The following is a 7,918-nucleotide window of genomic DNA, read 5'->3' as shown; positions in this document are numbered from 1 at the left end:
CCGGACCAGTGCATGTCGCCGGCGGTGACGACCGGGACGGACCGGTAGCCGAGGAGCGCGACGGCCTGCGCGGCCTCCGGGTCCTGGTCGACGAACAGCTCGACGAACGGCGTGCCCTGGCGCTCGAGGTGCCGGGCGGTGAGCTTGCAGCCCTGGCAGCCTCGAGTCTTCGCGTACAGGGTGACGGTGATGGGTTGGGTCACTGCGGATCTCCGATCGTGAGCCAGAGAGAGCCGGGACGGCCCTTCTCTGCTGGGTGAATGATGGGCATGAGCTTCTGCATCAGCTCGGGGGTGTCATCGGCGGTGAGGCCGTAGTCGACGAGGCCGTCGCATGCGGCCTTGAGCACCGGCATGAGGTTGTCGGCGTCGCGTACCCGCCTGTCCCGAGGCCGGTAGTGCAGGCACACCGTGGCGTGCTCGAGACCGATCGGAACCTTCGCCTGCTTCGCCAGCCAGGCCGTCGTCGAACGGATCTGGCGCGTGATCCGTGCCCGGGCCATGTGGTGCTTGCGGTCGTTCATCGACAGCGGAGGATTCTGGTACGGCAGCTCGAGCACGATGTCGCCGCTCACCACGCGACCCCCGTCATCCGGCGCACCTCAGCACGCTCGGCGAGCGCCAGGCGGCGAGCAGCGAGCAGCGCGGCGGCGGTCTCCTGCAGCTCGTCGGGCGACAGGATCTCCCCCGCCACCCAGACGTCCGGCCCGGCGACCGTCGCGAACTGGAAGTCGCCGGCTGCCGCGGACCAGGTGACGCCGTCCTCGTCCTCGAACGACGGCGCCGGGAGCTCGACGACGTCGTGGCGCTTGAGGATGGCGCGCGCGAGCTGCTCGGCCGTATCGGCGACGAGAGCGGGGGCACCCGGCATCAACGTCTCGGCGATGAACGCGGCGAGGGTGTCGACGGTCATGCCGCACCGCCGATTCCGCGGCCGGAGATCTCGCGCAGGTACTCGTCGACGTCGTTGCGCCACCACCGCAGCGGCGAGTTGCGGCCGGTGCCGGTCTTGAACGACTTCCGGAAGAACGGATGCGCCTCCGACTTCGCTCGGCTCATCCTGACCATGTACGCGCTCATGCCGATCGCTTCGGCGACTTCGCCGAGGGTCATCTGCGCCGGGTTCAGGCTTTTCCTTGCGGGACTCATGGTGTGTGCAGTCCTTTCGATTGATGTGAGTTAGGGATGCCGGGGACGGTGTGGTGCGCACATCTGGTGCGCCGGATCAGGACTCCGTCGACACACCGCCACCGGCAAGATCAGGGGTCAGACCCCGAGGGCCTGCTGCTGCGGTTGATCGAGGTCGTCGGCCCGGGCCTTGATCACGGTCCGAACCTCGGCGCGTCGCTTCGCGTCCACGATTCCCGCGGACTGTCGCCAGAGGTCCTCGAGGATCGACTTGGTCGGGGCACTCTCGGTCTGCTCGAGCAGTGCATCGACATCGACCGGAGGCGGCTCGTGGCCGCGGGCCTGCTCGGCCTCGTGGAGATCGCCCTTGTGCCACAGGTCCAGCGCGGCACCGAAGCGCATGCCGGCGTTGCGCAGCGCATCGCCGATGGCTTCCTTGACGGCATTGCCTCCGCGCTTACCCTCGGCATCGCCGTACCCCAGTCGAGTCATGCCGCAGATGGTCAGCCGGATCCACAGCCCACCGTTGCTGTCGAACGCGGGCAGCCCGTTCTGGTCGAGCGCCAGCGGCTCCCATGACCATTCGGGATCGACGTCCAGGAACCGATCGGTGAGCGCTGCGTGGCCGACGTAGTCGAGGTGCATCGCGGGGAGCCCGTGGTAGCCGCCGCACTCGCGGCAATTCCCCTTCGGCGAGTCCTTCTTGTACGGCTTCGGCAGCTTGCCGATCTGGTGATCGGCGAACGGCTCCCGCAGCTTCGCGAGACTCTTCAGTCGTTCGTCGTCAGTCACTGGTGCCGCCTTCGAGGGCGAGCACGGCGCCGAGGTTCAACTCGCCGGCCGCGGCCATCCCGCGCACCAGCTCCACAACGTTCTTCGCGGGCGTGAACCGCGGGGCCGGATCGCGCGCGGGCGGCACCGACACCGAGACGCCCGGGAGATCGAAGTAGTCCTCGGACCCGGCGGCCTTGTGCGCCTCCAGGACGTACGCATCGAGGGAGGCGCGGCCCTGCTCGGTGAGTACAACGCGCTCCTCGATCACGTCCGGGCCGAACGTTTCGACGAGCCACGGGAACACCTGCGCCTCATCGGTGATCGTCACGACCGGCTTCGGCTGCGTCGGCTTCGGTACGGTCGCGTAGCCGAGCTCCACACCGGCGGCCGTGTAGGCGTAGGCGGTGCCGCGGGTGATCTGACCGGCCAGAGCGGCCTTCTCGCGGGCCTCCGCTTCGGCCAGCAGCTTCTTCGCGGCGGCGATCGCGGCGAGGTTGCGGACGGTGGTCTCGATGTCGCTCATCGGATGGCCTCCAGCTCGGCGAGCCGGCCGAGCGCGAACTCGACGGCCTGCTCGTGGGTGGGGAACGAAGCGGCCAGGGCCTCGCGGTCGATGACGTCGCGGAAGGCGATGTGCACGGCCCACGGGCGGCCTGGGGGCAGCGCCTCGGTGATGTGCTCACCGCGGCGGATGCGCAGGAAGCAGCGGCGGGCACGGGCGGTCTCGATGGTCTGCGCCCGGCTCGTGGCTACGGCCATGTCGGTTCCTCTCGGTCGGCGTCGGCCAGCAGTTCGGTGTGCTGGGCGGCGTGGTCGGTGTCATGGATGCGGAGACTGCAGTCGGGTTCATGGCCGAACCCGGCTGCGCCGCAGGTGCAGTCAGGCCGCATCGCGTGTCTGCAGGTAGCAGGGGCCGCACCGGCCCCTGGCGCGGACGGCTACGGTGCCGGGCCACATGCCGGGGTCTTCTCCCTGGTTCCGCATCGGGCGCCCGCACTCTTCGCAGTGCCGCTGGCACTTCACCGGCGGCCCGGCGGCGCCCCTCGGGGTGACGACGGGGTTGACGAGGCCGAGCATCTCGAGGAGCTCGCGGGCGTCCTCGGCGTTGCGGGCGTTGGCGGCGACGGTGCGACGTGCCGGTTCGATGACGTGCTCCGACATCGTGGTGTCGCCGAACTGCGCGGACTCGGCGATGTGCTCGCTGCTGCGCTTCCTCATGCGGACCACCGCACTCGCCGCATTCCGGGCCCGAATCCGTCGTGCTCACCGATGTGCCCGTCGAGACGGCCGCACGTCACCTGACGGTCGTCGGCGATCACCGCTGGATGTGGCACACCGCAGCGCTGGCCGCGGCTGTAGCAGGGGCTGCCACGGTGGCCGTCGCATGCAGTGGAGTGGACGTGATCGCTCATCGCAGAGTCTCCGTTCGGGAAGTGAGATTCGGGCAGCCGTCGCAGATGCCGCCGGTCCAGCCGCAGCACCGAGTCGCGTCGGGCTCGACCACCGGGGTGCCGCAACCGATCTCGTGCTGCGGGAAGCCCAGCGCCGCACCGCCGCACGTGCACGCACGGCCGTCACGGTTCTTCGGCGGGGCGAGGGTGTCGACGAAGATGGTCACGACACCACCGCCTGAATCCCGACAGCCGCACCGATGACGATCGAGAACGTGCCGGCCAGCATGAGCGCGAACCAGGTGCCCGACGGCCGGGCGTCGGCGGTTTCAGGCTCCGGGATGTCGTCGGCGTCCTCGTCGAGGATGTCGAGCTCCCCGTCGCGGACGGCGAACACCTGCGTGAAGGTCTCGTGCGCGAGCGGTGCGGGCTCAATGCCGGCGGCCGCGAGTTCCTTGTCGGTGAGAGGTCGGGTGAGGCTCGACATGTCAGGCCCCCTTCGCGATCTCGACCGGAGCGGACGCGACGAGCGCGTTGCGGGCGTTACGCATGGCCTCGCACATGTCCGAGCCCGTGGCGGTGATCCAGTAGGTGGTCCGGCCGGTGTACGTGACGCCGGTCTCGATGTGGTCCCCGGTGAAGCGCTCGTCGACGAAGATCGTCGCCTCGATCAATCCGGTCGCGGAGTGCTTGGTCCCCCAGTGCCCCAGGCCGTACTGCTCGAGCAGCTCGACGATTTCGACCTCGAGGTCGTCCGAGGTAAGGTTGTAGTGCATCTGATTTCCTTCCAGGGTTTCGATGTCAGGCCGTCCTGTTCGCAGCAGGGCGGCCTTCTTCTTTTCCTCCACTGTGTTCGCAACCATCACGCGGAAACCAAGCCGCGAGAACTGCTGTTCACATCGCTTTTCGCTACAGGCACGACAGCAGCCTCGCAGGCCACGAAGAGGTCCTCCCAGTCGTGACCGAGACGCTTCGCGATCGCGATCGCGAGATCCTCGGTGAGAGTGGTCATTTTGCCGGTCTCGAGCAGGCTGATCGTCTGCTGTGTGCAGCCAGCAAGGAAGGCGAGATCGCCCTGAGTGAGGCCCTTCCGTACGCGCCAGCGCTTCATCTGCTCGCGGTCCTTCATCTTCATCCAGACGTCCCTTCTGTATGCCCGCGATCTGCGGGTCCGGATGACGTACCTCATTGTGCCCCTTCCTTGTTGGAATTACAAGTGCAGTACACATCGCTTCTCACCACTTGTCAACTGCACAAGCGGATTCGTGGTCATACGCTGGCGATATCATGTCGCTACTTGTTTTCGGGAACGTGCACCGTTGGTACAAGTAGACGACTGGAGAGGACCGTTCAGGCCATGACAGAGGAACCCCAGCCGCCCACCCTGCGGGCACTACTCGAACTCGCTTTCACCAAGCGCCAAGTCAGCGGGCGCAAGCTCGCCGAGATGGCACAGCAGCAGGGATTCGCGCTCGTCTCCACCACCGTGAATCAGATCCGCTCCGGCGCCTACAAGTCCCAGCCCGCCGAGGACACACTGAAGGCGATCGCCTGGCTCGCCGGTGTCCCCGAACATGTTGCCTACGAAGCCGCCGGCCGCAGGATGCCCGGCAAGCCGTTCGCCGACGACCTTCCTCCCGGCGTCGACAACCTCGGGCCGAAGGAGCGCAAGGCTGCGGTCGAGATATTGCGAGCGCTGGTTGCGCAACAGGAGCGGATCGCCGAACTCGAGGTCGACAAGGCGGAGGGCTCGACTTCCGAGAATCCAGGCCTTCGCCTTGTCGATGACAAGAGCGACGAACCCGAAGGCTACGAGCTGGCAGCGCGCAAGGGCGAGACGCGGGAGCGGAAGCGCCGGCGCCTGGAGGGTGAGCCGTGGGATCACCCGGACCCTGACGGCCCTGAGGATGGCGCGTAGCGGTTTGCTACATCCCTGGTAGTACGCGGTTATGTGAGTTGTAGCAAGTTGCTACAACTACCGGCGAGTAACGGAGACAGTTAGCTCGAACAAGTGTTCTAATCTCTCCATGTCCAACCGCAAATGGCACCCCTGGAGGCATCTGCGCCGACACTTCCCGCACGTAGATGTCCACTTCGTCGACCACCCAACCCACGGAGATCTCGGCCGTCTCACCCGAGACGGCATCGAGATCGACAAGACCAGCACTCAGACCGAACGACGCTCCACCCTCACGCACGAGATCGGCCACCTCGAACGCGGACCCGTACCCTGCCACCCATTCTTCGCGGCCCGCGAGGAGCAGGTGGTCGAGGAACTCACAGCCCGCCGCATGATCCGACTACCCGACCTCGTCGACGCACTCCTGTGGTGCCAGGGCCGCGCCGACGACGAGACAGCCGAGGAACTGTGGGTCGACCCCGACATCCTCCTGACCCGAGTACGCACACTCACACCTGGCGAGCGGAAGTGGGTGGAGCACCAGATCGCCTGCCGCACCAACTGAAAACACATCCCCTGGAAGGAACACCATGCGCATTGATGTGCATAAACGTGCCGTAGCAGTGCCCTGCATTCTCGCAATCGCGCTATCGCTTTCGGCATGTGCCAATGACGGATCGCCGTCGGAGGCCGCTACCCCAACCTCGGCCGCCGCCAATCCGGAGGCGGACGTGGCCGCCGCTCGCGACGCCTGCAACACGGCCATCATCCGCCGTTGGCCAAGGGCAATCGACCCGACCCTGTACGCGTTCGATACGACCGGCTCGGGCGACTCGTACACCACAACGGGCAACATCAATGTGGATATCTCCGGCCCCGTGCATCAGCGATTTTCGTTCACCTGCAACACCTCTCGCGAGGATGGAGTGTTCATCTCGACGATCACTGCAGCCGAAGTGCCCCCGAGTGAGACTCCGTCGCCGACCTCCACAGCCACGCGAACACCGATTCCGCAGACGTCTACCCCCCTGTCCCCACGCTGCAAGACACCCAGCGAATCGACGATCGCCGCGATCAACGCCTCCTTCAAGGAAGAAGGCCTTCACCTCGAGGACGCGTACATGGTCTACGGCGCGAAGGATGTCGCCTACATCGGCGCGAACATCATGGCTGCGGATGGACATCGCGCATCGAGCGCCGACATCTGGGCAGACAAGGGTGGCCTGCTGTTCTCGCTCTCCGGTGACGCCCGCCGGCGCACATCCATCCCGGACGGACGGCACCTGCTCGACATCAGCGCCGGCGACGAGTACGGCCAGGAAGTGTCCGAGTGCATCCAGACCGCCGTGATCAACAGGAACTCCACTGGGGGCCGCTGATGGCACGACCATCACTCCCCCTCGGCGCGCACGGGAAGATCGCACGCACCCAGCTCCCGGACGGACGCTGGCGCGCATCGTGCCGGATCCGCGACGTCGACGGCGTCACCCGCAAGGTCTACCGCGAAACCCCCGCCGGCCAACGCGACCGCACCGGCGCCGTCGCCGAGCGATACCTCCAGGAAGCGCTCGCCGAACGGTCGGCACCGCAGGACGGGGACATCACCGCGGCGACCAAGGTGCACGTGCTGTGGGATGAGTACCGGGAACGGCTCGTCGACGCTGGACGCTCCGCCGCCACACTCGAGGACTACGACCGAATCGCCGTCCGGATCAACGCCGGCATCGGGCAGCTCGCCATCCGCGAGGCGACCACCCAGCAGCTCGACCGATTCCTCCGGGAGATGGCCGACCGGCACGGTGTCCCGACCGCGCGCAAGACGAGGACCATCCTGTCCGGCATGCTCGGCATCGCTGTGCGCTACGGGGCGCTGACCTCGAACCCGGTGCGCGAGGTCTCCGAGCTCGCGTCGCGCCGGGTAGCCCGGAAGCGCTCGAAAGCGATGGACGCCGCGGCGCTCGCGCAGCTCCTGCACGACGTGCGCAAGTCCGACGTGCCGTGCCCGGTCGTGCTGTCGGAGCACGAGAAGAAGAAGGGCCGGCGCACCACCAGCAAGCCCGGCCAGATCCCGACGGTCGCCGAGTACTGCACCTCCTCCGACCTCGCAGACGTCGTCACACTGTTCGCCGCGACCGGCTGCCGCATCGGCGAACTGCTCGGCATCCGCTGGGAGGACGTCGACCTCGAGGCGAAGTCGGTGACGATCTGCGGGAAGATCAACCGCATCCGCGGACGCGGCCTGATTCGCGAGGACACCACCAAGTCCGAGGCTGGCATGCGGACGCTGCCGCTGCCGGGGTTCGCGGTGGAGATGTTGCGCGCGCGGCCGCGGCGGACGGAGATGGTGTTCCCGTCCGGGGCCGACACACTCCGGGACCCGGACACGGTCTCGAAGCAGTGGCGGCAGGTGCGCGCGGCGCTCGGGTTGGACTGGGTGACGACACACACGTTCCGCAAGACGGTGGCGACGCTCATCGACGAGGAGGGCCTGTCGTCGCGCGTGGCGGCCGATCACCTCGGGCACGCTCAGGTGTCCATGACCCAGGACGTCTACTTCGGCCGCGGCCGTCAGCACTCGGAGGTGGCCGATGCGCTCGACGCAGTCATCGGATGGGGATAACCGGTACGTTTCCGGTACATCCGAGCCCCAGATACGAGGAAACCCAGGTGGGAAATCCCTCCGAAAAGGGCTCCCACCTGGGTCTAGTGGAGCTGCCGGGAATCGA

At 67.2% G+C, this 7,918-nt stretch carries 17 protein-coding genes; 4 read left to right on the top strand and 13 right to left on the bottom strand.

All coding sequences use genetic code 11. The annotated features are described in order from the left end of the window. The 13 genes from A8G15_RS27195 to A8G15_RS27140 form a co-directional block, all read right to left on the bottom strand. A partial coding sequence (locus A8G15_RS27195; RefSeq protein WP_082900199.1) for a glutaredoxin family protein occupies positions 1 to 203 on the bottom strand: 203 nt, incomplete at its 3' end. Beyond that, positions 200 to 574, bottom strand: coding sequence for a RusA family crossover junction endodeoxyribonuclease (locus A8G15_RS27190; protein WP_245688027.1), 375 nt, complete (start codon positions 572 to 574; stop codon positions 200 to 202). The genes A8G15_RS27190 and A8G15_RS27195, both read right to left, overlap by 4 nt. Continuing rightward, a complete protein-coding gene (locus tag A8G15_RS27185; RefSeq protein WP_068166222.1) occupies positions 571 to 912 on the bottom strand; it encodes a hypothetical protein in 342 nt (113 codons plus the stop codon). Before A8G15_RS27185 ends, A8G15_RS27190 begins: the two co-directional genes overlap by 4 nt. Then, positions 909 to 1,148, bottom strand: coding sequence for a hypothetical protein (locus A8G15_RS27180; protein WP_068166221.1), 240 nt, complete (start codon positions 1,146 to 1,148; stop codon positions 909 to 911). The genes A8G15_RS27185 and A8G15_RS27180 overlap by 4 nt, the downstream gene beginning before the upstream one ends. Before the next feature lie 117 nt (positions 1,149 to 1,265). Continuing rightward, positions 1,266 to 1,919, bottom strand: coding sequence for a hypothetical protein (locus A8G15_RS27175; protein WP_245688026.1), 654 nt, complete (start codon positions 1,917 to 1,919; stop codon positions 1,266 to 1,268). Beyond that, entirely contained in the window at positions 1,912 to 2,424 is a 513-nt protein-coding gene (locus tag A8G15_RS27170; protein WP_068166219.1) for a hypothetical protein, read from the bottom strand. The genes A8G15_RS27175 and A8G15_RS27170 overlap by 8 nt, the downstream gene beginning before the upstream one ends. Next, on the bottom strand, positions 2,421 to 2,660 hold the full coding sequence (locus A8G15_RS27165; RefSeq protein ID WP_068166217.1) for a hypothetical protein: 240 nt from the start codon (positions 2,658 to 2,660) through the stop codon (positions 2,421 to 2,423). The genes A8G15_RS27170 and A8G15_RS27165 overlap by 4 nt, the downstream gene beginning before the upstream one ends. Positions 2,661 to 2,780: 120 nt before the next feature. Then, positions 2,781 to 3,119, bottom strand: a complete 339-nt coding sequence (locus A8G15_RS27160; RefSeq protein ID WP_156665584.1) for a hypothetical protein — start codon at positions 3,117 to 3,119, stop codon at positions 2,781 to 2,783. After that, on the bottom strand, positions 3,116 to 3,313 hold the full coding sequence (locus A8G15_RS30180) for a hypothetical protein (protein WP_082900198.1): 198 nt from the start codon (positions 3,311 to 3,313) through the stop codon (positions 3,116 to 3,118). The genes A8G15_RS27160 and A8G15_RS30180 overlap by 4 nt, the downstream gene beginning before the upstream one ends. Further along, on the bottom strand, positions 3,310 to 3,519 hold the full coding sequence (locus A8G15_RS27155) for a hypothetical protein (protein WP_068166214.1): 210 nt from the start codon (positions 3,517 to 3,519) through the stop codon (positions 3,310 to 3,312). Before A8G15_RS27155 ends, A8G15_RS30180 begins: the two co-directional genes overlap by 4 nt. Next, positions 3,516 to 3,779 carry a hypothetical protein gene (locus tag A8G15_RS27150; RefSeq protein WP_068166212.1) on the bottom strand — a complete coding sequence of 88 codons (264 nt, stop codon included), beginning with the start codon at positions 3,777 to 3,779 and terminating at the stop codon, positions 3,516 to 3,518. Before A8G15_RS27150 ends, A8G15_RS27155 begins: the two co-directional genes overlap by 4 nt. A 1-nt stretch (position 3,780) precedes the next feature. Continuing rightward, positions 3,781 to 4,068 (bottom strand): hypothetical protein, encoded by a 288-nt coding sequence (locus A8G15_RS27145; protein WP_068166211.1) that lies wholly within the window; start codon positions 4,066 to 4,068, stop codon positions 3,781 to 3,783. Positions 4,069 to 4,154: 86 nt separating this feature from the next. After that, positions 4,155 to 4,427: a helix-turn-helix transcriptional regulator gene (locus A8G15_RS27140; RefSeq protein WP_068166223.1), complete on the bottom strand. Its 273-nt coding sequence runs from the start codon at positions 4,425 to 4,427 to the stop codon at positions 4,155 to 4,157. 222 nt (positions 4,428 to 4,649) lie between these two features. Here A8G15_RS27140 and A8G15_RS27135 point away from each other — a divergent pair, with 222 nt between their 5' ends. The 4 genes from A8G15_RS27135 to A8G15_RS27120 all read left to right on the top strand — a co-directional run bounded on the left by A8G15_RS27135 (position 4,650) and on the right by A8G15_RS27120 (position 7,812). Continuing rightward, entirely contained in the window at positions 4,650 to 5,210 is a 561-nt protein-coding gene (locus A8G15_RS27135) for a hypothetical protein (protein ID WP_068166210.1), read from the top strand. A 109-nt stretch (positions 5,211 to 5,319) separates the two neighbouring features. Continuing rightward, positions 5,320 to 5,757, top strand: a complete 438-nt coding sequence (locus A8G15_RS27130; protein WP_068166208.1) for an ImmA/IrrE family metallo-endopeptidase — start codon at positions 5,320 to 5,322, stop codon at positions 5,755 to 5,757. 25 nt (positions 5,758 to 5,782) lie between these two features. Further along, positions 5,783 to 6,571 carry a hypothetical protein gene (locus tag A8G15_RS27125; RefSeq protein ID WP_156665583.1) on the top strand — a complete coding sequence of 263 codons (789 nt, stop codon included), beginning with the start codon at positions 5,783 to 5,785 and terminating at the stop codon, positions 6,569 to 6,571. Further along, positions 6,571 to 7,812, top strand: coding sequence for a site-specific integrase (locus A8G15_RS27120; protein WP_068166205.1), 1,242 nt, complete (start codon positions 6,571 to 6,573; stop codon positions 7,810 to 7,812). The genes A8G15_RS27125 and A8G15_RS27120 overlap by 1 nt, the downstream gene beginning before the upstream one ends. Positions 7,813 to 7,918 lie beyond the last annotated feature (106 nt).

Origin of the sequence: Rhodococcus phenolicus, from assembly GCF_001646785.1 — a bacterium.
GTDB lineage: Bacteria > Actinomycetota > Actinomycetes > Mycobacteriales > Mycobacteriaceae > Rhodococcus > Rhodococcus phenolicus.
The sequence above is the reverse complement of the archived record's forward strand: the minus strand, read 5'-3'. Positions and strand labels throughout refer to the sequence as shown.

What these genes read in the sequence shown, in the direction of transcription:
- A8G15_RS27145 (WP_068166211.1), bottom strand. Translation starts at nt 4,068, where the DNA reads ATGCACTACAACCTTACCTCGGACGACCTCGAGGTCGAAATCGTCGAG.
- A8G15_RS30180 (WP_082900198.1), bottom strand. Translation starts at nt 3,313, where the DNA reads ATGAGCGATCACGTCCACTCCACTGCATGCGACGGCCACCGTGGCAGC.
- A8G15_RS27160 (WP_156665584.1), bottom strand. Translation starts at nt 3,119, where the DNA reads ATGAGGAAGCGCAGCAGCGAGCACATCGCCGAGTCCGCGCAGTTCGGC.
- A8G15_RS27120 (WP_068166205.1), top strand. Translation starts at nt 6,571, where the DNA reads ATGGCACGACCATCACTCCCCCTCGGCGCGCACGGGAAGATCGCACGC.
- A8G15_RS27185 (WP_068166222.1), bottom strand. Translation starts at nt 912, where the DNA reads ATGACCGTCGACACCCTCGCCGCGTTCATCGCCGAGACGTTGATGCCG.
- A8G15_RS27165 (WP_068166217.1), bottom strand. Translation starts at nt 2,660, where the DNA reads ATGGCCGTAGCCACGAGCCGGGCGCAGACCATCGAGACCGCCCGTGCC.
- A8G15_RS27170 (WP_068166219.1), bottom strand. Translation starts at nt 2,424, where the DNA reads ATGAGCGACATCGAGACCACCGTCCGCAACCTCGCCGCGATCGCCGCC.
- A8G15_RS27135 (WP_068166210.1), top strand. Translation starts at nt 4,650, where the DNA reads ATGACAGAGGAACCCCAGCCGCCCACCCTGCGGGCACTACTCGAACTC.
- A8G15_RS27150 (WP_068166212.1), bottom strand. Translation starts at nt 3,779, where the DNA reads ATGTCGAGCCTCACCCGACCTCTCACCGACAAGGAACTCGCGGCCGCC.
- A8G15_RS27125 (WP_156665583.1), top strand. Translation starts at nt 5,783, where the DNA reads ATGCGCATTGATGTGCATAAACGTGCCGTAGCAGTGCCCTGCATTCTC.
- A8G15_RS27180 (WP_068166221.1), bottom strand. Translation starts at nt 1,148, where the DNA reads ATGAGTCCCGCAAGGAAAAGCCTGAACCCGGCGCAGATGACCCTCGGC.
- A8G15_RS27140 (WP_068166223.1), bottom strand. Translation starts at nt 4,427, where the DNA reads ATGAAGATGAAGGACCGCGAGCAGATGAAGCGCTGGCGCGTACGGAAG.
- A8G15_RS27130 (WP_068166208.1), top strand. Translation starts at nt 5,320, where the DNA reads ATGTCCAACCGCAAATGGCACCCCTGGAGGCATCTGCGCCGACACTTC.